Source organism: Streptomyces sp. NPDC046759, from assembly GCF_040645475.1.
In the GTDB taxonomy this organism is placed as follows: Bacteria; Actinomycetota; Actinomycetes; order Streptomycetales; family Streptomycetaceae; genus Streptomyces.
This window is the reverse complement of the sequence record NZ_JBEYYJ010000017.1, coordinates 110,088-134,741: the sequence shown is the minus strand read 5'-3', so window position 1 is coordinate 134,741 and position 24,654 is coordinate 110,088. Positions and strand designations below refer to the sequence as shown.

29 protein-coding genes and 1 tRNA gene are annotated in these 24,654 nt (G+C 68.9%); 13 read left to right on the top strand and 17 right to left on the bottom strand.

What is annotated here, in order from left to right; all coding sequences use genetic code 11:
• Positions 1 to 122: 122 nt before the first annotated feature.
• The 3 genes from ABZ919_RS23325 (at position 123) to ABZ919_RS23315 (ending at position 2,584) form a co-directional block, all read left to right on the top strand.
• Entirely contained in the window at positions 123 to 1,016 is an 894-nt protein-coding gene (locus ABZ919_RS23325) for a hypothetical protein (protein WP_361250949.1), read from the top strand.
• Between the two features lie 56 nt (positions 1,017 to 1,072).
• Positions 1,073 to 2,221 carry a ketoacyl-ACP synthase III gene (locus tag ABZ919_RS23320; protein ID WP_361250948.1) on the top strand — a complete coding sequence of 383 codons (1,149 nt, stop codon included), beginning with the start codon at positions 1,073 to 1,075 and terminating at the stop codon, positions 2,219 to 2,221.
• A gap of 123 nt (positions 2,222 to 2,344) precedes the next feature.
• A complete protein-coding gene (locus ABZ919_RS23315) occupies positions 2,345 to 2,584 on the top strand; it encodes a hypothetical protein (protein ID WP_361250945.1) in 240 nt (79 codons plus the stop codon).
• Between the two features lie 74 nt (positions 2,585 to 2,658).
• On the opposite strand, the gene ABZ919_RS23310 is transcribed toward ABZ919_RS23315, so the two are convergent.
• Positions 2,659 to 3,462, bottom strand: a complete 804-nt coding sequence (locus tag ABZ919_RS23310; protein WP_361250942.1) for an HAD family hydrolase — start codon at positions 3,460 to 3,462, stop codon at positions 2,659 to 2,661.
• A 211-nt stretch (positions 3,463 to 3,673) separates the two neighbouring features.
• On the opposite strand from ABZ919_RS23310, the gene ABZ919_RS23305 reads away from it, so the two are divergent.
• Positions 3,674 to 3,749 (top strand) — tRNA-Arg (locus ABZ919_RS23305).
• Positions 3,750 to 3,817: 68 nt separating this feature from the next.
• Here ABZ919_RS23305 and ABZ919_RS23300 read toward each other — a convergent pair.
• From ABZ919_RS23300 to ABZ919_RS23235, 14 genes are all read right to left on the bottom strand, one after another.
• Complete coding sequence (locus ABZ919_RS23300; RefSeq protein ID WP_361250941.1) at positions 3,818 to 4,969, bottom strand: site-specific integrase; 1,152 nt, start codon at positions 4,967 to 4,969, stop codon at positions 3,818 to 3,820.
• A complete protein-coding gene (locus tag ABZ919_RS23295; protein ID WP_361250938.1) occupies positions 4,969 to 5,157 on the bottom strand; it encodes a helix-turn-helix domain-containing protein in 189 nt (62 codons plus the stop codon). The genes ABZ919_RS23300 and ABZ919_RS23295 overlap by 1 nt, the downstream gene beginning before the upstream one ends.
• On the bottom strand, positions 5,154 to 6,635 hold the full coding sequence (locus tag ABZ919_RS23290) for a replication initiator (RefSeq protein ID WP_361250936.1): 1,482 nt from the start codon (positions 6,633 to 6,635) through the stop codon (positions 5,154 to 5,156). The genes ABZ919_RS23295 and ABZ919_RS23290 overlap by 4 nt, the downstream gene beginning before the upstream one ends.
• A 4-nt stretch (positions 6,636 to 6,639) precedes the next feature.
• Complete coding sequence (locus tag ABZ919_RS23285) at positions 6,640 to 6,879, bottom strand: hypothetical protein (RefSeq protein WP_361250934.1); 240 nt, start codon at positions 6,877 to 6,879, stop codon at positions 6,640 to 6,642.
• Positions 6,880 to 6,883: 4 nt separating this feature from the next.
• Positions 6,884 to 7,066, bottom strand: coding sequence for a hypothetical protein (locus ABZ919_RS23280; protein WP_361250931.1), 183 nt, complete (start codon positions 7,064 to 7,066; stop codon positions 6,884 to 6,886).
• A gap of 92 nt (positions 7,067 to 7,158) precedes the next feature.
• The gene (locus tag ABZ919_RS23275; RefSeq protein WP_361250929.1) at positions 7,159 to 7,344 is read right to left on the bottom strand and encodes a hypothetical protein; all 186 of its coding nucleotides are present in this window, start codon (positions 7,342 to 7,344) and stop codon (positions 7,159 to 7,161) included.
• Between the two features lie 18 nt (positions 7,345 to 7,362).
• Positions 7,363 to 7,911 carry a GGDEF domain-containing protein gene (locus tag ABZ919_RS23270; RefSeq protein ID WP_361250926.1) on the bottom strand — a complete coding sequence of 183 codons (549 nt, stop codon included), beginning with the start codon at positions 7,909 to 7,911 and terminating at the stop codon, positions 7,363 to 7,365.
• Positions 7,912 to 7,917: 6 nt separating this feature from the next.
• Positions 7,918 to 8,202, bottom strand: a complete 285-nt coding sequence (locus ABZ919_RS23265) for a SpdD protein (protein WP_361251057.1) — start codon at positions 8,200 to 8,202, stop codon at positions 7,918 to 7,920.
• Positions 8,203 to 8,226: 24 nt separating this feature from the next.
• Positions 8,227 to 8,382, bottom strand: a complete 156-nt coding sequence (locus tag ABZ919_RS23260) for a hypothetical protein (protein ID WP_361250924.1) — start codon at positions 8,380 to 8,382, stop codon at positions 8,227 to 8,229.
• Positions 8,383 to 8,397: 15 nt separating this feature from the next.
• Positions 8,398 to 8,586, bottom strand: a complete 189-nt coding sequence (locus tag ABZ919_RS23255; RefSeq protein WP_360086919.1) for a mobile element transfer protein — start codon at positions 8,584 to 8,586, stop codon at positions 8,398 to 8,400.
• Between the two features lie 17 nt (positions 8,587 to 8,603).
• Positions 8,604 to 9,260, bottom strand: a complete 657-nt coding sequence (locus ABZ919_RS23250) for a DUF2637 domain-containing protein (protein ID WP_361250921.1) — start codon at positions 9,258 to 9,260, stop codon at positions 8,604 to 8,606.
• A gap of 6 nt (positions 9,261 to 9,266) precedes the next feature.
• A complete protein-coding gene (locus tag ABZ919_RS23245) occupies positions 9,267 to 9,485 on the bottom strand; it encodes a hypothetical protein (RefSeq protein WP_361250919.1) in 219 nt (72 codons plus the stop codon).
• A gap of 83 nt (positions 9,486 to 9,568) precedes the next feature.
• The gene (locus ABZ919_RS23240; protein WP_361250916.1) at positions 9,569 to 10,909 is read right to left on the bottom strand and encodes an FtsK/SpoIIIE domain-containing protein; all 1,341 of its coding nucleotides are present in this window, start codon (positions 10,907 to 10,909) and stop codon (positions 9,569 to 9,571) included.
• A 2-nt stretch (positions 10,910 to 10,911) separates the two neighbouring features.
• Entirely contained in the window at positions 10,912 to 11,241 is a 330-nt protein-coding gene (locus tag ABZ919_RS23235) for a hypothetical protein (protein ID WP_361250913.1), read from the bottom strand.
• A 192-nt stretch (positions 11,242 to 11,433) separates the two neighbouring features.
• Between ABZ919_RS23235 and ABZ919_RS23230 the strand changes: the two genes are divergently transcribed.
• From ABZ919_RS23230 to ABZ919_RS23215, 4 genes are all read left to right on the top strand, one after another.
• On the top strand, positions 11,434 to 11,754 hold the full coding sequence (locus ABZ919_RS23230) for an antibiotic biosynthesis monooxygenase (protein WP_361250910.1): 321 nt from the start codon (positions 11,434 to 11,436) through the stop codon (positions 11,752 to 11,754).
• Positions 11,751 to 12,986 (top strand): helix-turn-helix transcriptional regulator, encoded by a 1,236-nt coding sequence (locus ABZ919_RS23225; protein ID WP_361250907.1) that lies wholly within the window; start codon positions 11,751 to 11,753, stop codon positions 12,984 to 12,986. Before ABZ919_RS23230 ends, ABZ919_RS23225 begins: the two co-directional genes overlap by 4 nt.
• Positions 12,987 to 13,843: 857 nt before the next feature.
• Entirely contained in the window at positions 13,844 to 14,101 is a 258-nt protein-coding gene (locus ABZ919_RS23220) for a hypothetical protein (protein ID WP_361250905.1), read from the top strand.
• Positions 14,102 to 15,071: 970 nt separating this feature from the next.
• Positions 15,072 to 16,124 (top strand): hypothetical protein, encoded by a 1,053-nt coding sequence (locus tag ABZ919_RS23215; RefSeq protein WP_361250903.1) that lies wholly within the window; start codon positions 15,072 to 15,074, stop codon positions 16,122 to 16,124.
• 343 nt (positions 16,125 to 16,467) lie between these two features.
• Here ABZ919_RS23215 and ABZ919_RS23210 read toward each other — a convergent pair whose 3' ends face one another.
• Together ABZ919_RS23210 and ABZ919_RS23205 are read right to left on the bottom strand one after the other, a co-directional pair.
• Positions 16,468 to 18,129 carry a site-specific integrase gene (locus ABZ919_RS23210; protein ID WP_361250900.1) on the bottom strand — a complete coding sequence of 554 codons (1,662 nt, stop codon included), beginning with the start codon at positions 18,127 to 18,129 and terminating at the stop codon, positions 16,468 to 16,470.
• Complete coding sequence (locus ABZ919_RS23205) at positions 18,126 to 18,812, bottom strand: helix-turn-helix transcriptional regulator (RefSeq protein WP_361250897.1); 687 nt, start codon at positions 18,810 to 18,812, stop codon at positions 18,126 to 18,128. The genes ABZ919_RS23210 and ABZ919_RS23205 overlap by 4 nt, the downstream gene beginning before the upstream one ends.
• A gap of 96 nt (positions 18,813 to 18,908) precedes the next feature.
• On the opposite strand from ABZ919_RS23205, the gene ABZ919_RS23200 reads away from it, so the two are divergent.
• From ABZ919_RS23200 to ABZ919_RS23180, 5 genes are all read left to right on the top strand, one after another.
• Positions 18,909 to 19,148, top strand: a complete 240-nt coding sequence (locus tag ABZ919_RS23200) for a hypothetical protein (RefSeq protein ID WP_361250894.1) — start codon at positions 18,909 to 18,911, stop codon at positions 19,146 to 19,148.
• Positions 19,149 to 19,411: 263 nt separating this feature from the next.
• Positions 19,412 to 20,674, top strand: coding sequence for a DUF3631 domain-containing protein (locus ABZ919_RS23195; RefSeq protein ID WP_361250891.1), 1,263 nt, complete (start codon positions 19,412 to 19,414; stop codon positions 20,672 to 20,674).
• A 490-nt stretch (positions 20,675 to 21,164) separates the two neighbouring features.
• On the top strand, positions 21,165 to 21,962 hold the full coding sequence (locus ABZ919_RS23190) for a DUF2637 domain-containing protein (protein WP_361250888.1): 798 nt from the start codon (positions 21,165 to 21,167) through the stop codon (positions 21,960 to 21,962).
• Between the two features lie 346 nt (positions 21,963 to 22,308).
• The gene (locus ABZ919_RS23185) at positions 22,309 to 22,869 is read left to right on the top strand and encodes a MobC family plasmid mobilization relaxosome protein (RefSeq protein ID WP_361250886.1); all 561 of its coding nucleotides are present in this window, start codon (positions 22,309 to 22,311) and stop codon (positions 22,867 to 22,869) included.
• The gene (locus tag ABZ919_RS23180) at positions 22,866 to 24,581 is read left to right on the top strand and encodes a relaxase/mobilization nuclease domain-containing protein (protein ID WP_361250884.1); all 1,716 of its coding nucleotides are present in this window, start codon (positions 22,866 to 22,868) and stop codon (positions 24,579 to 24,581) included. The genes ABZ919_RS23185 and ABZ919_RS23180 overlap by 4 nt, the downstream gene beginning before the upstream one ends.
• The last annotated feature ends 73 nt before the right edge of the window (positions 24,582 to 24,654 follow it).

Sequence of the window (24,654 nt, the reverse complement as noted above, 5' to 3'; positions counted from 1 at the left end):
TCATACGGCTCATACGCCTCATGGCCCCATACGCCCCATGACCCCATCCGCCTCATGGCCCCATACGCCCCATGGCCCCGCACCGGCTTGCGACCGGCGAAGGAGCAGAAGGAGCACCCGACATGACCCTCTCCCCCGTGGCCCCGGCACCCGTCGCGGCCACCCCGATGACCCGGACCTACGACCTGAGCGTCACCACGCAGGGTCCGCTGTACCCGCCGAGCGAGATCGTGGACGAGAACGGCGACTTCGTCGTCATCGGCCGCGTCAACCGCCCCGGCACCGACGGCGCCACCGTCTCCGAATGGGGCGGCGCCGTGGTCTCCCCCGACAGTCCGCTGCCGCCGCTCGGGCAGAACCTGCCGTACGACGTCGTCCGCGAGCTCGACCTCGCCGACCCCACCGGACCGGACGCCCAGGTCCAGCTCTACACCCTGCCCCTCCCCCTGCCGTGCAACAACTACCCGATGCTCTTCGCCCCGGACCAGCGCCCCGACGCGCACGACGTGCGCCGCCCGAGTTATCCGCTGCACGGCGCCCCCATCCCGGACCTGCGGGAGGAGGACGGCCCGAAGCTGCGGGAGCCGATCACGCTCGGCCAGTGGATCAAGGCCCGCGGACAGCTGGAGGTGCACGTGCCGGCGCACCGGCGCAGCGCGGACTTCTCGTTCGCCTTCACCGGTCTGATCCCGGACAGCCTCTACACGGTCATGTCGCTGCGCGAGCACGACCTCGACCCGGCGGGCCCGACCCGCCCCGGCCCGCTCGGCGTGCCCAACGCGTTCATCAGCGACAGCAACGGCATGGCCCACTACCGGGCGACGCTGCCCAACCCGTTCCCGGCGCCCGGCACCCCGGGCGCGAACCGGGTGATCAACGTGGTCGTGCTGTGGATGAGCTACCAGCAGAACTACGGCGGCGCCATCGGCCACTTCGGTCTCGGCGGCGACATCCACGCCCAGCTGAAGCTGCAGGGCCCGAGCTTCGGTGAGTTCACGACCCGGTCCACCGACTGACGCCGTACGGACAGCAGTTACCGCCCTACCGCCACGACACCCGGGAGTGAGTGACCGTGAACACCCTGAACAGCACGAAAACAGCGAACACCGCGAACACCGCGATCGGCATCATCGCCACCGGCTCCTACCTGCCCGCCACGGTCGTCGACAACGCAGAGGTCGGCGAGGCGGCCGGGGTGAGCGCCGAATGGATCGAGCGCAAGACCGGCATACGACGACGGCACCGCGCCGCCCCCCACGAGGCCACCTCGGACCTCGCCGCCCAGGCGGCCCGGCAGGCCCTGGAACAGGCGGGCCTGACGCCCGACGAGATCGCGTACGTCGTCGTCGCGACCTCCACCCCCGACCACCCCCAGCCCGCCACGGCGGCCATCGTCACGGACCTCATCGGGGCCCGCCGGGCCGCGGCCTTCGACGTCAACTCGGTGTGCAGCGGCTTCATGTTCGCGCTGACGGCCGCGGACCGCATGCTGCGCGCGGACGCGGCCGACGCGGCGGCCGGCGGGCGGACGCCCGCGCAGGGACCGTACGCCCTCGTGATCGGCGCGGACGTCTACTCCCGCATCCTGGACCAGGCCGACCGCAAGACCGCCATCCTGTTCGGCGACGGCGCGGGTGCCGTGGTGCTCGGCCCGGTGCCGGCCGGCACCGGCGGCATCACCACCAGCCTGTCCACGCGCGGCGACCAGCATCGGCTGATCAGCGTGCCGGCCGGCGGGAGCAGGCGGCCGGCGTCGGCGGACACGCTGGCGGAGGGCGCGCACTGGTTCACCATGGACGGGCGCGGCGTCCGCGGCTTCGTGCACGAGAACCTGCCGGGTGCGATCCACACCCTGCTGGACAAGGCGGGGGTGCCCGCCCGCACGGTGCGCCACTTCGTACCGCACCAGGCGAACGGCGTGATGCTGGCGGAGGTCTGGCCCGCGCTCGGCCTGGACGCGGCCCGGATGCACCTGGCCCTGGTCCACCACGGCAACACCGGCGCCGCCTCGGTCCCGATCACCCTCGATCTGGCGCACCGCCGCGGACTGTTCAGCGAGGGCGACGTGACCGTCCTGTCGGCCTTCGGCGGCGGTATGTCGGTGGGTTCGGCCCTGCTGCGCTGGGCCCCGACCCGGCACGCCCGCCCGGCCAGGACCCGCACGGAGACGCTCGTCCCGGTGGCACCGGTGCGGGAGCCCGTACTGGCCGGGGCGCGGTGACAAGGCCCGGCGTCAGCCGGACGGCAGCAACGACAAGCGCGCCCGTGGAAGAGCCCCAAGAGTAAGCAGCGGAGAGAAGAACGCGACCGTCACCAGCACCCGCCCCCGTACCCAGGAGAAGCAGTGATCACGATGGAGACCACCGACCAGCAGGCCACCACCGCCCCCCTGTCCCCCCGTTCCGCCCGTTCCGCCCATGCCCGCCTGTACGTCCTCGCCAACGGCAACATGGCCTCGGTCCAGCACGACGGCCGCTGGTACCTGCTCAACACCGGGCCGGAGGCGAAGACCCCCGTCCTGCGCCTGGCGGGCGACGTCGACGACGCGGCGCTGGAACCGCACATCTGCCGGAGCATCGACTGACCCCGCACACGCGTCGGGGGACGGCGGGCCACAGCCCGGACCGTCCCCCGACGCCCGTGTACGGCGCCCCGCGCTCAGCCCAGCGGCAGGGCGCACTGCCCGGAGCAGTCCGCGGAGTGCTCGTCCCGGCCCATGGACCAGCAGGCGAGCGCACACCCGGACACGGCGGTCCCCGCCCCCTCCGCACGCCGGCCGAGATAGCCGCGCACGGCGGGGTCGTCGCCGACGGCCCGGGGATGGCCGACGCAGTCGAGCATGGGGAAGTCCGAGGGGTGGTCCCCGTAGGCGTAGCAGTCGAGCGGGTTGACGCCGGGGTGTTCGGCGAGCAGCCGCAGCACCGCCGCCCGCTTGCCCTCGCCGATCACGGACTCGGGCACCTCACCGGTGTAGCGGCCGTCGGCCACGTCCGGCGTGGTGCACAGGACGTGCCGGGCGCCGATGTGCGCGGCGATGGGCTCCAGGCAGGGCGGGAAGGAGCCGGAGACGAGCACGACCTCGGCGCCGGCGGCACGGTGCCGGTCCAGCTCGGCCACGGTGGACGCGACGAAGAACCCGGGGTCCGCGACGGCGAGGGAGAACCACTCCCGGCCGAGAGCGGTCATCTCGGCCGCGCTCTCACCGGCGTAGGAGCGGTAGTAGAGGCGGTTGACGACCTCGCGGGGCATGCCCGAGGCGGCCCGCTGCCTGATGTCCCCGTGGATGGACCGGTAGCGCTCCTCGCCCGCGTCCCCGTAGCGCCGTACCAGCTGGAAACGCAGGAACTCGAACATGCTCTTGCAGTCGATCAGGGTCTCGTCGACGTCGCAGAAGACCAGATAGGCGGGCCGATGCCCGCCGTCGGCCGACACCTCGGCGTCCATGTCTGCCATCACTGTCATGCCCTCAACCTCCCCCTGGGGTGCCCGGCACGGCGCCGGGCCGCGAAAAAATTCGTTCTGGAAGGTATCATTAATCGGGCGCCAGGGGGAGGGCCCGCACGTAACCCACGATCCCCGACCCGGGCCGCGACTCCCCGACTCCAGCGCCCGTCACAGGACTGATCCGGTACCCTGTGGTTCGAGCGCCCCCACGGGCGCCCGAACAAGCCCCGCCTTCGTAGCTCAGGGGATAGAGCACCGCTCTCCTAAAGCGGGTGTCGCAGGTTCGAATCCTGCCGGGGGCACCAGGGAAAGGGCCCCGGACCGATCATGGTCCGGGGCCTTTGACATCCAGCTTTGACATCAACGGGGGCGGTCACTGACGACCATGGCGCTTCCGCAGCAGCCGATCCATGTGGCTCATGGCCTCGCGCTGGGTGTCCTGGACGACATGGGTGTAGACGTCCATGGTGATGCTGATCTGGCTGTGCCCAAGGATCTCCATCACGACGCGGGGCGCGACTCCGGCCGCCGTGAGGAGCGTGGCCGTGCCGTGGCGAGCGTCGTGCAGGCGGATGACGCGGAGGCCGGCGGACTGGGCGACGCGGGTGAAGGAGCGGTACAGGTTGCGCGGCTCGACCGGGCGGCCGGTGCGAGTGGTGAAGACGTAGGCCGAGTCCTGCCACCGCTCCCCCGCCTTTGCTCGGGCAGCTGCCTGCCGCATGCGATGCCAGCGCAGAGGCGCGATGCAGAGGGCAGGGAGCGGGACGGCTCGGCGACGACGGCTCTTGGGGTCGTCGTCGTACAGGACGCCACGGCGCCGCTGGGTCTGCTGGCGGACGTACAGGACCCGGTTGTCGAGGTCGAGGTCCGACCAGCGAAGGCCGACGATTTCGCCCCGGCGGAGGCCCATGGCGATGGCGAGCACGAAGGCCGCGTAGAGCGGGTCCTTGCGGGAGGCGGCGAGGAAGTCGAGGGTTTCGTCCAGGCTCCAGGGCTTCAGCTCGCGGATGTCGGTTCGGGGCGGCTCGACGAGCTTGGCAACGTTCCGCGCGATCAGTTCCTCACGGCAGGCCGAGGACAGCGCTGAACGCAGGACTCGATGGGCCTCCTTGGCCGTTGCCCCGGTGGTCTCCTGCTCCAGGCGCACGAGGAACCGGCGGACATCGGGGACGCTGAGAGATTCGAGCCGCTTGGCGCCGAGCATGGGCACCAGGTACAGCCGGACGTGCGTCTCGTACTTGTCGTACGTGCTCAGCTTCCGGCGAGTCTTGATGACGTTCTCCACCCAGTACGGCAGCCACTCGGCGAGCTTGGCCGACCGGGTCGGTACGGGCACGCCCTGGTCCACCTTGGCGAGCAGTTCGCGGCGCTTGGTGTCGCACTCCGCCCAGGTCTTGCCGTAGGCGAACTTGCGGGCGCGGGTGCCGTCCGGCTGGAGAACATAGACCGCGCACTGGTAGCGGCCGTCCTTGCGCTTGGTGATGGTGCCCGCGCCGTTCGGGTTGCGCTTACGTTGACCGGCCATCAGGCGGCCTCCTCGATCTGACCGAGGATGAAGTCCCGGACGGCATCAGCAGGAATGCGGCGAGCGCCATCGATCTTGATCGAGGTCAGGCGACGCGAGCGGATCAGGTCGTAGACCTTCGAGCGTCCGAGCTTCAGCCGGACCATGACTTCCGGCACGGTCAGCAGTTCGGCGGTAGCGGTGGTCATGCTGCGGCTCCTTCCAAGGCGCCTTGGTCGTTTAGGGCTTCGCGGGCGGTCTCGCGGTTGTGTTGGATATCGCGGCGGATGTTGGCGGCGAGCCAGGATTCGCCGGGGGTGTGGCCGTGGCCGGCGTAGGTCCAGTGGGCGAGGGTCAGGGTGGTTGCCTCTTCGTCGTCGGGGTCGGGCAGGCCGAGGGCGGCGCGTTGTTGGGCGACGCGGTAGTCGGCGCGGACCTGGCGGAGGGCGCCGAGGGTGGTGGAGTAGCGGCGGGATTTGGTGGAGAAGTGGCCGCGGAAGCCGAGCATGTGAGCCCAGCGGGCGAGCTGGCGTTCGGGGTAGAGCGCCTGGAGGTCGATGCACGCGGCCATCAGGCGCCGGGCGTGTTCGGAGATCTCCAGGCGGGCGAGGTCTTCGCCCAGGCCGGTGCCGTGGCAGCCGGTGCAGCGGCTAAGTGCAGAACCAGCGCGGTCGTACACGGCGGAGCGGCCGGTGCCTCGGCATGTGCGGCAGTGGACCGGAGTGTCCGCGGCGCCGGAGATCTCGGCGGCTTTGGTGGCGTACTTGGCGACGTAGGAGGCGACCGCTGCTTCGGTGATCTCGGAGCCTTCCCCGAAGGCGCGGATCGGGCGGACGTCGAGCTGTGTGCCCCAGGCGAGGGTGCGGGCGGGCTGGTCTCCGGCCGGGTCGATGTCGACGGCGACGCGGGCGGCTGCAGCATGGATGGCGTTGGTGAGCAGGTCGAGGGTGGCCCAGGTCGGGGGCGGGGTGTCCGGTCCGTCGGGGCCGTCGAAGCGGATGACGGCGTGGAAGTGGACGGCGCCGCGCTTTTGGTATTCGGCGACCTTGCCGAAGGAGACGCGGGACTGTTCGTGGGCGTCCTTCTGGGTGAGGCCAGCGCGGCGGGCGATCTCGCGGCGCAGGTAGATCGTGAAGTAGCGCCACAGTTCGGGGGCGTGGTTGTTCCACAGCACGGCGCCGGCGTAGTCGTAGGTGTCGGGGTCGAGGGGTGTGCCGAGTTCGGGGGCGTCCTCCCGGTGGTGGGTGCCGCAGCGGCAGGGCCGGTTGCCGGGCCGGTTGTGGACGGGGCCGAACGACGGGGCGGTGAGGGTGGCGAAGACCCGGGGGTGGTCGCGGATCGTCTCGGGTGTGCCTTTGGCGGGGTCGCCGACGAGGCCGGCGCGGATGAGGTGGTAGGTGTCGCCTGCGTAGGTCCAGGCGCAGGACGGGCAGCGGGAGGCGCGGCGGTTGCCGCAGGCGATGCGGAGCCGTCCGCCAGGTTCGCCGTCCGTCGAGTAGGCATGCAGCAGCTGCCCCGTGGACGCATCGCGGGTGGCAGTGGAGCCGATCAGGTGGATGGGGTCGGAGCAGCCGCCGGTGCGGCGGATCTGGTCTTGGAGGCGGTCGAAACCGGTGGACCCGGCCAGCCTCAGCACGTCGGCGAGGGTGGCCGGGTCCAGGCCCGCCATGGTGGCGGAGTCGGTCACGCAGTCACATCCTTTCGTGTGCTGGACCGTCGGTGGCCATGGCGTCCAGGGCTCCTGCCGCTTCGATTGCTGCGACGGCCAAGTTGCACAGGGCCTGCGAGGTACCGAGAGAGGCGATCAACGCGATCTCGACGGAGTCGCCCTCAACGCGGAGGCTGACGAAGGGGTTGGCGCGGTCCGCGAACGGCGTGACGCGGAAACGGGTGTCCGGCTCGATGTGAGCCGAGGTGGTGAGGCTCTTCACTCGGTCACCTCCCGACCTGGACGAGGACGTTGGCCGGGAGGGTGTAGCCGGTGCCCTTGCAGGCGCGGCAGTCGACGCGGAGGGTGACGCGGGAGCCGTCGCGGTGACGGATGCCGGTGGTGATGGCGGCGGTGGCGAAGCCGTCGCAGTCGCGGCAGACGGGCTTGTTGCGGGCGGGCTGGGGCATGATGGGGCTTCCCTTTCGGGTCCGTTGGATCTGGAAGAGGTGGAGCCGTCCGGGGCGGCGGATCTTTGGCGAGAGAGCCGCCCCGGAGGGCGTTACTTGATGCGACCGGAACGCTTACGTCCGGCGTTCCAGATGCGCTTGTCTTCCTTCGTGGCGGTCCCGTCCTTGATGCGCCCGTAGATCTCGCGCTCGAGCTGTGCGCCACGGCGCTTGCCTTCCTCGATCTGCCGGTCCCGCTCGTCGAGGTCGATCTCGGGACGCTTGCTGAAGATGCCCATTGGGGGTTCCTTTCGGGATCAGTGGTGGGTGTTGCGTCGACCGTGGCCCTTGGCCGCGTACATCGCGGCGTCGGCAGCGGACAGCGCGTCGGTGAGGGTCGGGACGGGCAGATGCCGGCGGTGGCAGCAGCCCATCGAGGCGGAGACCGGCAGGACGTGGCCGTTGTGGTGGACCGGCTGGTCCATGGCCTTTCGCAGGGCTTCCAGTCCGGTCGTGTGGTCGGGGACGGTGACGATCGCGGCGAACTCGTCTCCGCCGAGGCGGGCGGCGATGCCGTGGCGGCCGCACCAGCTGCTCAACCGGTCGGCAGTCGCGGTCAGGACCGCGTCTCCGGCGAGATGCCCGTGGGTGTCGTTGATGGCCTTGAAGTCATCCAGATCGACGAGGAGGACCAGGGCGCCGGGGTGCTTGGAGAGCAGGCGTTCGGCGCGGGCGGTCCATCCGGCGCGCGTGTGCAGGCCGGTCAGGGGGTCACGCCGGGCGGTGGCCAGACGCCGCAGGAGCACTCCACCGTGGACGGTCCAGCCCAGGGCCGGTAACCCGGCGGCGATCAGGCTCGTGTCCATACGAGATCACCGCCCCTGCTGGAGGTCTTTGACGAGCAGGCGTAGGACGACGGCGACCACGGCGACGCTGACGCCGGTGATGGCGACCGCCAGCAGGAGCGAGACCAGGACCGCGCCGACGACCAGGACCACGGCACCTCCGCCCGCGGCGAGGGCGAGCGCGCTGCCGGGCGTGAGCTGGACGGTCCGCCGACCCGGAGCCGAGGCGATCGGGGCTGGGGCGGTGGGCTGCGGCTGGAGGGCCGCCGGGGGCGGTGCGGTGTCCTGAGGCGGGTATTTCGGTGTGAACACCACGAGTTGTCCCTTCTGGTTGGGTCAGCTGACGAGCATGGCGATGACGGGGCCGAGGAAGCTGTGGGCGATCAGGTAGCCGCCGAGGAGGAGCAGGGCCACGAGCCACCAGGGCGGGCGGACGTGCTTGACGCCGAGGTAGCCGAGGGCGATGACCGCGATCGAGAGCGGAACGTCCATGACAGGGGGCTCCTTCTAGGCCTTGCAGCGGTGGGTGCGGGCAGCGAGTTCGGCGCCGGCGCGGGTGGAGTAGTCGGCGTCGAAGCCACAGCCGGGAGCGGTGCAGGCAGCGGTGTGCGTCTCGCGGCCCCGCCCGTTGTACGAGGTGGCGACCTGCACGGGGCCGATGCGGATCACGTCGCGGAAGCGGCGGTGAGCAGACACGGTGACCTCCTGTCGAGTCAGGCGAGTTGGAGTTGGCTGGTGATGGCGCGGGTCATCTCGGCGGGCAGGCCGAGGCGGGCCGAGAGCGTGTCGGCGGGCATCGGGGACCCGGTAGCGGCCTGGTGGGCCTCGGCAAGCTTGCGGGCGTGGTCCAGCAGCGCGGCCGGGACGACCGGAGCGGCAGCCGCGGGCTTCACCGGGGCCGGTTCCGGCGCGGGAGCCAGCTCGGGCGCCGGCGCCGGGTCGTCGGTGCGGTGTAGCGCGACCTCGGGCGTGGCCGGGTCATCGGTCTCCGGTTCTGCCGCTGTCGGGGTGGTGGGTGAGTGGACGAGGAGCGTGCCGCCGAGGAAGGCCAGGGCGGGCCAGCCAGCGACGAGGATCCGCAGCCAGGCGGGCACCTGGTGCAGGTCGAGGAGTCCGGCGGTGGCGATGTTGGCGCCGAGCGAAGCGCCCAGGGCGATGACGAACCAGGTCCAGGCCGAGCGGTCACGCCGAGCGGTCCGCAGCCGACGCCAGGCGGCGACCAGCAGCAGATCGACGGAGACCGGATAGGCCCAGCCCTTCCAGCCCGACTGACCAGCAGCTTCGGCCAGGTCGTGCAGGTGGGCGAAGGACAGCGCACCGGCGATCACGGCTTGGATGAGAACGGGGTCCGGGCGGATGGTGGCAGCCATAGGGGGTCAGCCCTCCAGGCGGGGGTAGCTGTGTCCGGCGGGCGGGTAGGCGCCGGCGTCGCTGAGGGAGAACTCGGCGCCGAAGGCACCGGCCATCACGGCGGTGAAGGCGTCCCATTCGGTGTGGCGGGTCAGGTGGTGGACGAACGTCTCGTACAGGTAGCCGAGCCGGTTGATGTCGTCGCGTTCGGCGGCGGTGTACTCGCTCCAGTGCTTACGGCCCATCGGGGGTTCCTCCCGGTTTTCGGCATGGCGGGGCTAGGGACCTGGCGCGAACGCGGTCGCGCCGACCGTGGAACGGGGGGGTGTCAGTCGGTGGCCGGTCGCGGCTTGACCAGCGACGGGCCGTCCGCCGGCGCCTCGATGGGCGCGTTGGGGCGGAACGGTTCGAGGAAGGGAAGGTCCGGGACGAGGTGGGCGAAGTTCCGGCAAACAGCGGCGACTTCGTCGCGGGAGGTTTCCGGGGTGCGGATCTTCGACCAGCCGCCGGAGGCGTCCGCCGCAACGGCGGTGCCGGGACGTTCCATCGGGATCAGGCTCGCGGCTGGTACGGCGTCGGGGGCGACGTCGGCGAGGCCCATCTCGGCGGTCTGCTTGTCGTTGACGCGGTGCACGACCCGGCCGGTGAGCTGGGCGCGGAGCATGGTGGCGCCCTTGCCCAGGTCGGAGCCGAAGCGCTGCCCGCAGATCTCCAAGTAGATGCCGACCGCGCGGGCCATCTGCGCCAGCCGGATCAACGCGGTCACGATCTGCTCGCGGCGCTCCTCATCCTTACGCGAGGCGATCAGGAACAGCTCCGCAACCTCGTCCACCAGGACGACCACGGGCACCGGCCGCGCGGACTCCTGGAGTTCCCAGATGTCCGAGGCCCCGGAGGTGCTCAGCAGGTCGAAGCGGTCTTCCATCTCCGCCACCAGAACCGCGAGGAGGGAGGCGGCATCGTCCGGGGTGGTCACCAGAGCCGACAGGCGCGGCGCGTATGCGGACTGTTCCACCCCGCGCTTGCAGTCGATGCCGGCGAGGGCGACCGGAAGTTGGGCCAGACCCTTGATCAAGTTGCGCTGGTACATCGACTTGCCCGACCCGTTCGCGCCCAAGGTGAGCGCCATAGGTGCCTTGCGGTAGTCCCGCTCGAAGGCGGTCCCGTCATCGCGCAACGCGACCGGCACGACCATGTCGTGCGGCACGGCCTTACGGGGCATCCGCACCCGACGCAGCACGTCATACCCAGTCATCCGCAGCTCCACGAAGCCCGGCTTTGTCTCCCGCACCGTCACCGAGTGCACGCCCCAGGCATGGCGGAGCCGTTCCGAGGCGGCAGCCACGTCGGCGGGCTCCAGGCCAGCCGGAAGCCGCAGCGTCACCCGCAGCCCAGTCGACGTGCCCCGCACCCGGCGGATCTTCGGCGGTACCGGCTGCACCTCACGCCTAGCCAGGTTCCGGGTCACGAACGCCCGCAGACCCGACGGCCGCACCGTCAGCCCACACACATCCATCGTGGACCGATACGAGAACCCGAACCGGGCCAGCGTCACCGGCAGACCGACCAACGCCCAGTACGCGCGAGGCGCCCGCACCTTCGCGTAGCCGACACCACCGGCGGCGGATAAGCCGGCCGTGGCCTCCAGCCACATCGTCACGTCAGTCATGGTCAGGCCGCCGGCGTGATCGCGACCGCGCGGAACGAGATGCCGTGGCGCTTCTGGCCGTTGAACTCGTTCTCCCAGTCACGCGCCTTCAGCCCGACGACCCGCACCGGCATGCCCGGCGCCAAGCCCTCGGGGTAGCCGGTCTCCGGGATGGTCACCTGGTAGAGGTTCCCCTCCCCCTCATCCGAGACCAGCAGGCCCACAGTCGACAGGGCCGCGCCCGTCTCTCGGTCCATGGCCCGCTCACCGGTCTTGGCGTTGGCCAGCTTCGGCGTCGGCGCGGTCGCCACGAACACCACAGCGGTTGAAGTGTCGATCTTGAAAGACGGCATTCCTAGCTCTCCCTCGTGGGACGAGCCCTAGACCTGCGTCGTCATCCCGGCGGATGGCACGAGGCCCAGGGCGCCTTGGTACTGCGACACCATCGAAGCTACTCGCAGAAAAACTGCGAGTCAACAGAAAAACTGCGACTAGTAGCCCAACTCCGGGTCTGCGAGACTGAGGGCGACGACAAGGAGGCAGAGATGGCCAACTTTGGGCTTTTTGTTCGCTTCACGCTGCGCGAGGGAGCTGCCGAGGCGTTCGACGCGCTGGTCCGCGAGACCGCCGAAGGGATCCGAGCGCACGAGCCCGGAACGCTGGTCTATGCGTGCCATGAGGTCGAGGGCGCGCCCAATCAGCGCACCTTCTTTGAGCTGTACGCCGATCACGCCGCCTTCGAGGAGCACGAGCGTCAGCCGCACACGCGTCACTTCCTGACCGAGCGCGACAAGTACGTCGAGAAGACCGAGGTGGACCGCCTCCAGCCGTACGCCGGCAAGTACCCCACCGGAGCCGAGAAGTGACGACCTCCGACACCAAGGCCCTTGGCCCCAGAGTCAAGGAGCTGCGCCGCGCCGCCGGTATGTCACAGAGTGACCTTGCCGCCGCGATGGGGCGCTCAGAAAGCTGGGTGTCGCAGGTCGAGAGAGGCGTACAGCCCGTCGAGCGGCTGTCGGTCCTGCAAGCCCTGGCCGACGCACTCAATGTGCCTGTGCGAGAGCTTCGGCCGGACGCTCCTCCAGCAGAGGAATCCGAACCAGAGGCCCAGGCGAGGAACAACGATCTCGATGGCCTGCGGGTAGCCCTCACCGGTCACCCGGCACTGGGCAGCCTTTTCCAGCAGCCGCCGGCCGAGGCGACCCCATCGGTTGCCGACTTCCGTCAGCAGGTAGACGAGGCCTGGACGCTCGTGCACGCATCGAGCTACGCGGCACTCAGCGATCACCTCGCCCAGCTGCTGCCCAGCATCGAGACCGCAGTACGCCACGCGCCCGCGGGCGACCGCACGGAGCTTCATTCCCTACGCGCCAAGGCGTATCAGGTGGCCGCAGCCAGCTTCACGCGGCAGGACCAGGCAGATGCGGCGTGGATCGCGGCAGACCGCGCATTGCAGGCAGCCGAACTGGCGGGCCAGCCGTTGGAGGTGGTTGCGAGTCTGTTTCGCATGGCGCATGCCTTCATGAGGCAGCAGCACATGGAGCAGGCGGAGCAAGCGGCGACTTCCGCTGTGGCTGTCATGGCGCCGAGGGCAGAGGCGCCGGCATGCCCGCCGGAAGAGCTCTCGCTGTTGGGTGCCATGAACCTGGTCCTTGCGGTGATCAACGCGAGGGAGGGCAACCGGGCGCGGACTCATGAACACATTGAGCGGGCGCGAAGGATCGCGGCGCGGTTGGGGGAGGACCGCAACGACTTCGACACGGAGTTCGGGCCGACGAACGTGGAAGTCCACGCCGTGAGCACCGCGGTTGAGCTGGGGGATGCAGGGCTTGCCCTGGACGTGGCTCAGGATGTTGACACATCGGGCCTGTCGCCCGAGCGGCAGTCGCGTTTCTTGCTTGACGTGGCGCGAGCACACGCGCAGCGGCGACACGTCGGCGAGGCCACAGCCGCGATTCTGGAGGCTGAGGCTTTGGCGCCCGAACAGATCCAAGACCACCACCTGGCCCGCGAGGTCATCCGCGACTTGATCCAACTCTCCGGTCCCCGGGTGCCTGAAGCCCTGCGCGACTTGGCCGAACGGAGCGCTGTCCTCTAGACCGACCTGTTACAGGTTTCTCTACCTCATCAAGCCCCGGCTGCGCTCCGCTCCGCCGGGCGCGCTTCCGGCTCCGCTGCGGGCGACGCTCCTGCCTCCGGCCCGCTCCGCCCGCGCTGCGCCGACGCGCGCCCACTGGTGGATAGGGCTGGTGGCCATGAGTCGATCACCGCCTACGTGACGGTCAGAACAGTGCCTCCGGCGGGGGATCGGCCGGCACCGGGATGGAGGGGGCGCCGTCGCCGACCGCGGGTCCGTCATGGCGGATGCTGGGGCTCCCATCCCGCACACCATCGACCCAGGCAGAGCCGAGCAGACGCGGCCCCTGGCGTCCAGGTCGTTCGTACAGTGGCGCGCTCCACCTGGACGCCAGGAACCACGCCCGCTCCACGGTGTGTGGGTCGACGGCGTACGGGATGGGAGCTGGGGAGGGTGGTCGGTGCTGGGGGTGCGCATCGAGATCGAGGGCGACATGGTCACCCTGGCACCGCCGCCCAACCCTACGATGATCGACCATTCGTACTTTAGTGACGTTCATCACTGGGTAAATCGGGACAAAGGTTGTGTAGCTACACGCATCTATGGATGCGTTAGGGTGGGGGCGGCCGAGTTTGTCAGTGTGTTGTGATATGGCGACGCAAAGATGCAGGTCAAGAGGTCGCTATCTCGTAGCTAGAGGTAGCTCAAGTTGACCCTAGTTAGCCTGAGTTGGTTCGCCGAGACCGGCATGCCATGAACGTCTCGACGGAAACGTACTGTCGCGGTCGTGCCCTACCGTTGGAGCACCAACACCGAAGGGCGCGCCCGCCTTTGGGAAGAGGAACCGGGCGCGCCCTTCTGACAACCAAGGAGGACGTATGCCCATCCTGGGCTTCGGCGGACTGTCGGTGCTTGACGCCCACCTGCTTGACACTCTCGCACGCGGGCGTCGCAGTATCAAGAAGATCATGATTCCGTCGGCCGTGATCATGGCGTGTGTGATCAACGCCGAGGCTGTGACCGGTCTCATTCGCCAAGCTACGTGGCTGGTGGTCGCAGTGATCGTTCTGATCGTCGTGCAGGCGATCGCAGTGCGCCTCCCTCAGCCCCGTGTCAAGCCCGTCGTCGTTGTCTGACACCAACGTCTGACACCAACAGCGGCGAACACGGCCGAACGAGAGCGGCCCCCAGCGGTCGGTAGACCGCCGTAGGGCTGGGACCCCTCCAGCCCTCAGGGGGCACGTAATCGACCTGATAAGGATGAGGGCAGACCTCAAAGCCTGGGGCCCATACGGGCGCCGGCCACAGCATCGGCCGGCGCCCGTCGCCTTGACTCGGTCCTTGAGGCTCCGGCGACCTAAGCTCTTCGCCGCCCGGCGGTAGCCACAAGGAAGATCGGAAGCATGACAGCCAGAAACACCCAGTAAGCGACTGTCATCAACAGTGGCTCTCCGACGAGGAGCATCAGCAGCCCCAGCAGCAGGCTGCCGTCAACATGGATGCCGATGAGCGGCATTGTCCCGCCGGCGAACCCGATCCACACACACCACAGACCCCAAACACCAGCAGCAAAGCCCAACAAGACAGCGAGAGCCGACACCCACCCAGGCAGCTCTTGATCGCGCATGTTCCCCCCAAGGAATCCGGCGCTACTGTGATCTAAACCACAGCGACGGAGGATACAGGGCGGTGTGCCCCTCACGTGCCCGTTCGGAGGGAGACCGGCGGGGAAGGACGGGGAACATCGGCGAAAGCCCCGAGAACGCAAAGGTCAGCGTCCCCCAAGCTCAGCACCGACGCGGTTACGCGATCTGCCAAACCGGTGCTCCAGGTGAAGCCCAGCTCTAAAGCCTGCCGGAGTTGCCGACCAGCGTACGGCCCCCTGATCATGCTCAACCCCAGACCGGGCAGGCCACCGGCCAAAGTCGCTCCACCGACCTCGTCTATGTTGCTGAAAGCTTCTCCCACATGGGCCGCCCTATGGTGAGATAGGCGGCCGAGCACATCAAGGCCGGAGGGGATGAAGTGGTCCAGAGATCAGCAGCGTTCGCCGTTGGTAGCCTTTTCCCGGAACTCAAAAGTACCTGGAAAGACGCCTCCTCCTGGGTGAAGTCAGTCGAGGAATCACTGAATCTGATTCCCTCCATTAGCGAAGTGAAAATAACCGGCGTAGCTGGCTCGGCCGTCTTCAATGCGGGCAACGATCCCGCACGCCATGACAACCTGATTCAGCATCCCATCCCGATAGGCGGGCGCCTCGAATTCAAAATCACCATTCCCGCTCGCATTCAAGAAAGACTCAAGCTGTGGCGAGTTAGCGAGAATAGTGAACTGACCGAGTTCTTGGTCATCACCGAGCTGGATCTTCCGTATCCGTGCACGTTCGTTGCCCCTCTTGGCCAGGGAAGGATTATTAGACCCTCGGGTGCTGTAATTGTTTTGCGCGAATTCCTGATAGAGGAGCTTGAAAAACTTGGCGACAAGTCACAAATCAAGCTGACGACACTGGGTCCCAGCCCCTTCCACATTGACTGTCACATCCGAGAGTGCCCAGAACAGGAGGAAAGCCCGCCGGGTGAACTGATCATCCCTAACGTTTGGCTTAGGAAGACTCTGGGGCGCGGGTACGCGCGATGGGACTTTTTTTTCCTAGCGGGATCCTTCGAAAGCCCCGGCGCGGTGCGCACTGCTCTGGTTGAGCATGTGAAGCCGGAATTTGCTACGTACTACCGTCTGACATGCCAGCGCAATGTACAGCGTTTCAACGTTGCAGCAGCGTCCGCGAGGGCAGAGGCAGCTGTAGCGACCTTCAGGCTGCGGGGGGCGCGGAACTGGATGCGCAGGGTCACTAGACTTCGAGGCCTCCTGCGCGATCTGAATCTGGAAATCCTTCTGCTGCAGATGGGTATCGCGAAGGACCAGGAACGCAACAATAAATTGCTGGACAAGCTTCGTGATCGAAGCGTTCCTCTTGTCATCGAGAAGGAATTGGCAGAACGGGCTGAGTTGAATTTTTCCACGGAGCTGGACACGTACGGTAAGGTGTTGGAGGTCCTGGAAACCCAGCACACGCAGACCGTGCAACGAATCACCGCTTTTTCGGTCTCACTCCTCGGTGTAATAGTCGGTGCTCTACTTACTGCAGCGCTTCGTCGCTAACAGCGCATGACCCGTGACCGCCTCTGCGTGATCACGATGACCGTGGACAAGTAACCGCCCAGTTCGATGGCGGCCCCAGGGGCTCGCAGTGCAACAGGTATGACCATCAGCGACCCATCCACATAGAGCTAAGGATCAGACGGCTTCTGACATCCACGGCTGACATCAACGATGCCGGACAGGGGCGCACACCAGCGTCTCTGTCCGGAAGCCGCACCAGTCGACTGCTGCAGTCGGAGCGGGCTCGGATCGAACTCCTAAAGCGGGTGTCGCAGGTTCGAATCCTGCCGGGGGCACAACGCATTACCGCTCTGACCTGGGGTTTCTCCCCCAGGGAGGGGGCTTATTCGGCCTCGGACGTCTCGTCCGGGGCCGTTTGCGTGAGCGGTGCGTGAGCGGACGGTGTGCCAGGCCCCGATATTTCTCCGGACGGATCAGCACCGTCCAGCACGTTCGCCTCCACCGCCTCGGCCTCGCCCTGGGCCTCCGGAGCGTCGCCCTTGGAGGCGGCACGGGCGCGCGGTACGAGCCTGGCTGCGGCCTCGGCGATCGCCAGGTCCGCCTCGGGAAGCAGGCTCGTGTACGTGTCGGCCGTGATGGTGATCGAGGAGTGGCCGAGCATCTCCTGGATGTCGTTCAGGTCGGCCCCGGCCGCGTGAGCCAGCGTCGCAGCGCCGTGGCGGAGGTCGTGGAGCCGGACCGGCGGGAGGCCGATCTCCTTGTACAACTCGACGAACCGCCGTGTGACGTTGGCGGGGTGGAGCATCTCGCCGTTCTCCTTGGTGAAGACGCGACCAGTCTCCACCCAGGCGCTCTCCCACTCCTTGCGGCCCTTGTCCTGCTGGGCGCGGTGCCGCTTGAGGGCCTGGACCGTGTCGGAGTCGAGTGCGATGGTGCGTGCGCCGGCGTCGGTCTTCGGGTCGTCCTCGTACACCTCCCAGCCGTCGACGACGAGTTGCTTGGCGACGGTGATGAGGCCGGCGTCGAGGTTGGTGTCGGTCCACTTCTGCCCGCACGCCTCGCCTCGTCGCAGCCCGCGGAACGCGATGAGGTGGAACAGCGCGTACAGGCGGTCCTCCGCGATGTGGTCGAGGAAAAGACCTGTGTGCTCCGGGGTCCACACCATCACCGGCGACGGCTTCTCACCGGTGCGCTTCCAGTGGAGGATGCGCTCGTCCGTCCACACGAGCGCCTTCGGCCGCTTGCCCGCCTCCAACTCGACGTGGGCCGCCGGGTTGAAGGTGATGAGCTGCTGGGCGATCGCAGCGTTCAGCGCGGCCCGCAGGGTGGAGCGGACGCGCTGGCGGGTGGCCGGGCCCACGATGCGGCGGTAGGGCTCCATCTCCTCGATCGCCGCCTTCATCGCTTTGCGGCGGGCGCGATGCTCCCGGCCCTTCCAGGGGATCTGGGCGAGGTCCTCGAACGCCTTGCGGCGGGCTGCGTTGCCTTCGGCGATCTCCACGTTGGCCTCGGCGATGGCCTCGAACATCTCCGTGAGGTGGGTGCCCCGGAGACGGTCGAGACGCAGGTGTCCGATCCGCGGTTTGAGGTGCACCCTGATGTTGCTCTCGTCGCGGCTGATGGCGCTTTGCCGCCCCTTCTTGCCCGCCAGCCACATGTCCAGCCATTCGCCAACGGTGAGACGGCTGGTCAGGTCCAGGCCGTGGCTGAGGCGCCTGCGGGTCGCCTCGATGTCTGGCAGCGGGGCCTTCTCCTCGGCAACCTTCTCCAGCAACTCCGCAATCTGGGCCAAGCCCTCGGCGTCGTCAGAGTCGGCGAGGCCAAGCAGGGTGCGGACGTGGTCGAGGTCCGCCTGAGCGGCCTTGAGGGACTCGTAGCCGGCGCGGCTGAAGGAGCGGCGGGTGCCGTCCTCGCGGGGCGGGAGCTCCTGACGTATGGAGTAGGAGCCGTGCTTGCGGCTGGAGAGCCTGGGGCACTTCTTGCCGAGCGGCTTACCCGTGTGAGGGTCGCGGCAGTAGCAGCGGCGGTGGGTGGAGCCCTTCAAAGGCGTTCCTCCTGGATGGTGTCGGCATCGGGTTCGGGCGGGTCGACGTCGCCCAGTGCGGGTGGCAGATGAGGTGGTGTGGCCCCCTCCTCGCGGAGGTCGCGGCGCAGGTAGCGGAGCCTGTACTTGGCGGAGACGACCTGGTCGGCGTACTTGGCCTGCCGACGCTCGGCTTCTTCCTTCTCGGCGCGGCTGGTGGCCGTCTTGGCCGTGAATCGGGCCTGTTCTTCCTCTTCGAGCGCGGCGAGAGCGGTGCGGACGAGGCTGGCGTGGAGTTCGAAGTCGGGGACCAGGCCAGCGTCGTAGCCGGGCACATCCTCCTCGCCGGTAAAGCGGCGCAGGGCGTCCCAGGTGGGCACAAGGTGCTGGAACGGCAGTTCCTGGGTCTTCTCGACGTAGCCGACCGGGAAGATCAGGCAGACCGGGTACGTCTCCAGAGCGGCGGCCAGGACCATCACGTCCACGAGGGGAAGGTTGGCCCGGCGGCCGGACTCCATGTTGGCGATCACGTTGCGCGGGATGGGGTGCCCGAGCTCCTCGCACCGATCCGCCAGTTCCTGCGCACTCCATCCCATCTCCTTCCTTCTGCGCCGCACTTCGCCGGCCATGTTGGCCTTGATCCGGTCGGCCCACTCCGGGACGTCGTCCTCGTCACTTCCATCATGGAAACCGTGCTGTGTCATAAAGACACAGTAGCTTCGTCATCCTGGTTTGTAGACGCCTGGAGACGGATGTGATGACCGTGTTCGCCGAGGGCTGCATAGAGAAGGGCGCACTGCATGCGCGACAACGCGACGGCCGGAGACTCGAAGAGCTCGAAGGGGATGAGCCGGGAAGAGCTGCTCGCCCTGCCTGTGGCGGTTGACCTGGACACGAGCAATCGAGCACTGGGGCTCGGCCGGAGCAAGGGCTATGAGTTGGCGAAGCGGGGCGCCTACCCGTGCAAGGTGCTGCGCCTGGGCAACGCCTACCGGGTGGTGACCGCAGATCTGTTGGAGCTGCTGGGTCTGGCGGCGTGAAGGGGAGGGAGCGTAACAAACCGTTCTGCGCTGAGCTGACACAGAAACGCTGGACTGTTGCCCGGGGCGGACGTACTGTCCGTGTTCCCTCGGGGAACCGAGCGAGCGTCCCGACTCGGGACATAGCGCGCGTTCAGTGTCTGAACCCAGCGAGCCTCCGGCGCGGCAACGCCGGAGGCTCGGGAATCCCCGTCGCCCGCATCCCACGAACGATCCGCGCCGCTGGGCCTGCATGCCCGGCGCCGCAGAAGAGGAGCCACCTGGTGCAACCTGAGAACCCCGCGCCCTATTCCACCCTCGTACCCCCTGCCGCCGCATGGCCGCCGGTCGCGGTGCCAGGCAAGCCCGAGGAGGGCGGACCCGAGCACGCTGCGTCGGTCGCGGTGGCCGAGACATCGGCGCCGGATCCAGAGCCGACCATCGGCTCGGCACTGCTGGACGAACTACGTGCACAGATAGCGAAGTTCGTGATCCTGCCCTCGCCGGAGGCGCTGGATGCGGTGACGCTGTGGGTGGCGGCGACGCATCTGCAGCCGGCCTGGCAGCACGCGCCGCGTCTGGCGGTAGTGGGGCCGGCGAAGCGGTGCGGCAAGTCGCGGCTGCTGGACGTGCTGACCGAGACGGTCCACGAGCCGATGCTCACCATCAACACCACACCGGCTGCGGTGTTCCGGTCGATCACCGAGGAGCCGCCCACGCTCCTGGTGGACGAGGCGGACACCATCTTCGGTACGCCGAAGATGGCGGAGAAGAACGAGGAGATGCGCGGCCTGCTCAACGCCGGCCACCAGCGCAACCGCTACGTCACGCGGGTGGTCGGCAACGACCACACCCCGCACCGGTTCGCTACCTTCGCCATGGCGGCGCTGGCGGGGATCGGTGACCTGCCTGACACGATCATGGATCGGGCTGTGGTGATCCGTATGCGCCGCCGGGCGGAGGGCGAGCGCGTCAAGCCCTTCCGCTCCCGACGCGACATCCCCGCTCTGCACGACCTGCGCGACCGGATCGCTGTATGGGCAAGGCCGCTGCTGGATGAGGCTGCGGACCTGGAGCCGGACATGCCGGTGGAGGACCGGGCCGCAGACACCTGGGAGCCGTTGGTCATCATCGCGGACCTGGCCGCCGGATCCTGGCCCCGTCGCGCCCGAGAGGCGTGCGCACGGATGGTCGCCGCAGAGGTCGAGGCAGAGGAGGACCGGCCCGGTGGAGCCCGAATCCTCGCTGACATCCGCAGGGTGTTCGTAGCCCAGCGCGAGCCCGACAGCCTTACCACGGACGAACTCCTCCACCAGCTCCGGCAGGATGCCGAGAGCCCCTGGGCGGAGTGGGGACGCAACGGGCTGAACGCCAAGGACCTGGCAGCGATGCTCCGGGAATTCGATATCAGGCCCGGCAACGTTCGCCTCCCCGACGGAACCCAGCGCAAGGGCTACATGCGCAACAAGTTCCTCGACCCGTGGCGGCGTTACTGCCCCACTGTCCACCCAGTGGACACCGAGCCTGCCGCCCACAGCGCAGACTGACCCCCAATCCCCTGGTGCGCGTGCCTGCCGTCCCTGCCGTGATCTCGCAGGTCAAACGGCATGCAGACAAGACGGCAACCGGGGACAAGACGGCAACGCGATCATGGTGAATCGCTGTCGCCGGGAGGACGCCGCCCGGATCCGTCTTGTGCCGTCCCACGCGTCCTCGCCGCATCACCGCAGGTCACAGCCTTGCCGGTCAGGACGGCACAACGTGGCAATGCCGTCCTGACCGGCAGAGGGACACGCCGAGACGCCGCCGGCTGGCCGCCCGCCGTCAGGTCGCGCCGCACACGCGGGAAGACGCCCGAACGCCGCCGGTACGGCACATCAACACCGCTGCCGTACCGGCCCTGACCTGCGCTTGCAACGGCCAAGACGGCAAGACGGATCACACCGCCAAACCCCAGGAGCACCCCGCTTGACCCCCCCCACCCTCACAACGACACCCACTCGTCGGGGGCACCGCCCCGACGGAGGACGGCTGTCGATGACCAAGCGCGACATCGAGCGGTACACGCTCGGTGCGGCCGGAGTCGTCATCGTCGCCCTTACCATCAGCGGATTCTGGCTGTCGTACGCACATCTCGCCGAGGTCGCCGGACAGCACGGGCTGCGTAGCTCTCCCACCCGCCGCTGGGCCTGGCCGGCCACCCTGGACGCCTTCATCGTCGCGGGCGAACTGCTCATGCTCCGCGCGGGCCTGCGCAGGGTGACCGGCAGGTGGGCGATCGCCCTTACAGCCACCGGATCGGTCGGCTCCATCGCGCTCAACGTGGCCGGAGTCAACGGCACGGGCAGCACCGGCACGGTGCCGCTGCTCGACTACGTGGTCGCCGCGGTCCCCCCGACCGCCGCACTGCTGGCCTTCGGTGTCCTGATGCGGCAGATCCACCAGCTCGTCGACCAGCCTGCGGGCCATCCGGAACCCGCGCCGGTCCAGGCGCCGGAACCACCGGTCACCGCCCCCGCCACGCTCGCCGAGGAACCGGCCGAGCCCGCCGAGCCCTTGCCGCCGACCGCCGTGTCGTGCCAGTCGACGAACCCACCGTCCGAGATCGCGGAGAGCAGGCCGCGCGGTGGCCGTCCGCCCAGCGCCACGCTTGACGAACTCGTGGAGATCGGCCGGATCGCCCTCGCCGAGCACGGCACGCTCACCCGGTCACTGCTCCGAAAGGCCGTCAAGGCCAAGAACCTGACGATCAGCAGCGAGCGGCAGACCGACGTGATGACCACCCTCCGGCCCGAAATCGATGCCGCCGCCGAGACCGGCCCGGACAGCGGCTGACCGGAACTCCTGCGGGGTGACCGGAACCCTTCCGGTCACCCCGGCCAGTCGGCCACCCGTCTCACTCGCCACCCACATATCCACACCTGTGGGCGACGCGGCGAGCGCCCCCATTCCACCGCCCCCTCCTGCGGCACTGCCCGCCCTCCCCACCCCTCCTGGAGCACCGCCCGTGACACACGACCCGCACCACCTCAAAGACACCCCCGACGAGCCGATACCGCCGACGAAGTCCCGTACGCTGATGAACCGTCTGCGGCGGGCGTTCGGACGGGGTGCCCCTGGCGGAGCCAGTAGTACCCCGAGTCCGACTCAAGGCCGGTCTTCGGGGGTCTCCGCCCCGGGGGTGGCGGAGAGGGCCCAGCACCAGGGGGCGCAGGACCAGGAGGCCGTGGCCGAGGGCGCCCCCGCCCCGGACACACTCCATGCCGTTCAGCGCCAGATCCTCCGCCCCGTACGACAAGACGCTGCCATCGCCGGCGAGTCCGCAGTGAAGAGCGTCCAGCCGACGATCCGCCGCTTCACCGGCGACAAACGCGATGACCGCGTCGGCCCCCTGCGCTTCACCGACGAAGAGCGCACCCGACTCAAGGAGGCCGCCGCCGAGCACGGCTACAAGGGCGAATCCGGCTTCGCCGCCGACATCGTCCTGGCGTTCATCAGCGGCCGGTTCACCGCCAACCTGCCCCTGTCCGAGGACCGCCGCCGCACCCACTTCTTCCGCGCCCAGGTCCTACGTCAGCTCAACCGGATCGGCGTCAACGTCAACCAGGTCGCCCGCGCCCTCAACAGCGACTACACCCCGCCCGACATCCGCCAGAGCCTGATCGAACTCCAGCAACTGCTGGAGCTGATCGCCGAGGCCCTGCGCCAGCCCGCCGACCCGGAAACGGAGGCTCCCGCGTGATCGCCGCCATCAAACCGGCCGGGTCCAACACCCGCGGCCTGCTCGCCTACCTCTACGGACCCGGCCGCCACGACGAACACCTCGACCCGCACATTGTGGCCGGATTCGCCATGCTCGGCATGCCCGACCCCGGCCGCGACGAGAACGCCACCCTCACCGAACTCGCCCGCTACCTCGACGAACCCGTCCGGCTGCGCAACAACGAGTTCGGCAAGAAGATCACCGACCACGTCTGGCACTGCCCCGTCCGCGCCGCTCCCGAGGACCGCTACCTCTCCGACGCCGAGTGGGCCGAGATCGCCCAGCGCATCGTCCAGGCCGCCGGCATCGCCCCCGCCGACGACGACCTGGCCTGCCGCTGGATCGCCGTACGCCACGCCGACGACCACATCCACATCCTCGCCACCACCGTCCGCGAGGACGGCCGCCGCCCCAAACTCCACGACAGTGGCCTCCGCGTCGGCGACGCCTGCCGCGAGATCGAGAAGGACTACGGACTGCGCCGGCTGAAGAAGGGTGACCGCACCGGTACCCGCCGCCCCACCCAGGCCGAAATGCACAAGGCCGAACGGCTCGGCTGGGAACAGAGCAGCCGGGAGTGGCTCCAGGACCGCATCCGTGCCGCCATCCCCCACGTGACAGGCGCCGAGGAATTCATCGCCTACCTCGAAGCCGACGGCATCGAGGTCAAAGCCCGTCGCGGCCCGTCAGGAGACCTCCTCGGCTACACCGTCGGCCGCCCCGGCGACCTCACCGAGAACGGCGAACAGATCTTCCATTCCGGGGGCAGGATCGCCCCCGACCTCTCCCTGCCCAAAATCAAGGGCCGCCTCGAATCCAGCCGGCCCGAAGAACACCCCACCGCCCGCCGCAACCGCCCCAGCACCCCCTGGCACCAAGCCACCGACGCGCTCGAAACCCTCCACACCGGCCTCACCGACGACACCCGCGCCCAGGCCCACATCGCAGCCCTCGGCGAACTGATCGAAGCCACCGCCCAGAAGGCACCCGCCAACCTGCGCGCCGAACTCCAGGCCGGCTCCCAGGCGTTCGCCCGAGCCCAGCGCTCCCAGATCCGCGCCGAAGACCGCGCCGCCCACGCCCTGCGCAGCGCGGCACGCGACATCGTCCACACCGCCACCGGCCCCAACGGCAGCGCACTCGCCGCGCTGCTCGCAGCCCTCGTCTGGTCTGCCATCGTCGCCGGACGCTGGCACGAAGCGAAGAACCACGCTCACCAGGCCGATGCTGCCCGGCAGGCTGTCCAGCACCTGCAGACAGCCGCGGACCGCGCCCTCGCCGCCACGCTGGCCGAACTCACAGCCCGGCCGCCCAAGGAGGAGGCCCGTCGCGTTCTCGCGAACGACGTACGAGCAGCAGTCCCCGACCACGCCGAACGGATCCTCGCCGACCCGGTCTGGCCCGCGCTCGCCACCGTCCTCGCCGACGCCGAAGCCCGCGGTCACCCACCGCACCAGCTCCTCAAGGAGGCCGCCACCCAACGCGAACTGACCACCGCCCGCCAACCCGCCCGCGTCCTGATCACCCGCATCCAGCACACCGGCCGAAACCCGGCACCCAATCGCCGCGCCGAAGCCGCCCGCCGACGCTCGACCATCGCGGGCTCGGTCGGCACTTCCCAGAGCCGTGGCCACCAGATCACAGCTGCGGCATCGACGCTCACCGAACAGCAGCACCGGCAGCGTCGGTAGGGACCAACACTGCCTGCACCCCGGCGACATAGCTGTCAACGCTGATGCCCTCGCTCCTTCGTGGTGACGAGGA

Coding starts and splice junctions, on each gene's coding strand:
- ABZ919_RS23310 (WP_361250942.1), bottom strand. CDS start 3,462: ATGACAGTGATGGCAGACATGGACGCCGAGGTGTCGGCCGACGGCGGG.
- ABZ919_RS23270 (WP_361250926.1), bottom strand. CDS start 7,911: ATGGACACGAGCCTGATCGCCGCCGGGTTACCGGCCCTGGGCTGGACC.
- ABZ919_RS23260 (WP_361250924.1), bottom strand. CDS start 8,382: ATGGACGTTCCGCTCTCGATCGCGGTCATCGCCCTCGGCTACCTCGGC.
- ABZ919_RS23295 (WP_361250938.1), bottom strand. CDS start 5,157: ATGACCACCGCTACCGCCGAACTGCTGACCGTGCCGGAAGTCATGGTC.
- ABZ919_RS23275 (WP_361250929.1), bottom strand. CDS start 7,344: ATGGGCATCTTCAGCAAGCGTCCCGAGATCGACCTCGACGAGCGGGAC.
- ABZ919_RS23230 (WP_361250910.1), top strand. CDS start 11,434: ATGGCCAACTTTGGGCTTTTTGTTCGCTTCACGCTGCGCGAGGGAGCT.
- ABZ919_RS23220 (WP_361250905.1), top strand. CDS start 13,844: ATGCCCATCCTGGGCTTCGGCGGACTGTCGGTGCTTGACGCCCACCTG.
- ABZ919_RS23240 (WP_361250916.1), bottom strand. CDS start 10,909: ATGACTGACGTGACGATGTGGCTGGAGGCCACGGCCGGCTTATCCGCC.
- ABZ919_RS23245 (WP_361250919.1), bottom strand. CDS start 9,485: ATGGGCCGTAAGCACTGGAGCGAGTACACCGCCGCCGAACGCGACGAC.
- ABZ919_RS23250 (WP_361250921.1), bottom strand. CDS start 9,260: ATGGCTGCCACCATCCGCCCGGACCCCGTTCTCATCCAAGCCGTGATC.
- ABZ919_RS23280 (WP_361250931.1), bottom strand. CDS start 7,066: ATGCCCCAGCCCGCCCGCAACAAGCCCGTCTGCCGCGACTGCGACGGC.
- ABZ919_RS23300 (WP_361250941.1), bottom strand. CDS start 4,969: ATGGCCGGTCAACGTAAGCGCAACCCGAACGGCGCGGGCACCATCACC.
- ABZ919_RS23190 (WP_361250888.1), top strand. CDS start 21,165: ATGACCAAGCGCGACATCGAGCGGTACACGCTCGGTGCGGCCGGAGTC.
- ABZ919_RS23200 (WP_361250894.1), top strand. CDS start 18,909: ATGCGCGACAACGCGACGGCCGGAGACTCGAAGAGCTCGAAGGGGATG.
- ABZ919_RS23325 (WP_361250949.1), top strand. CDS start 123: ATGACCCTCTCCCCCGTGGCCCCGGCACCCGTCGCGGCCACCCCGATG.
- ABZ919_RS23235 (WP_361250913.1), bottom strand. CDS start 11,241: ATGCCGTCTTTCAAGATCGACACTTCAACCGCTGTGGTGTTCGTGGCG.
- ABZ919_RS23205 (WP_361250897.1), bottom strand. CDS start 18,812: ATGACACAGCACGGTTTCCATGATGGAAGTGACGAGGACGACGTCCCG.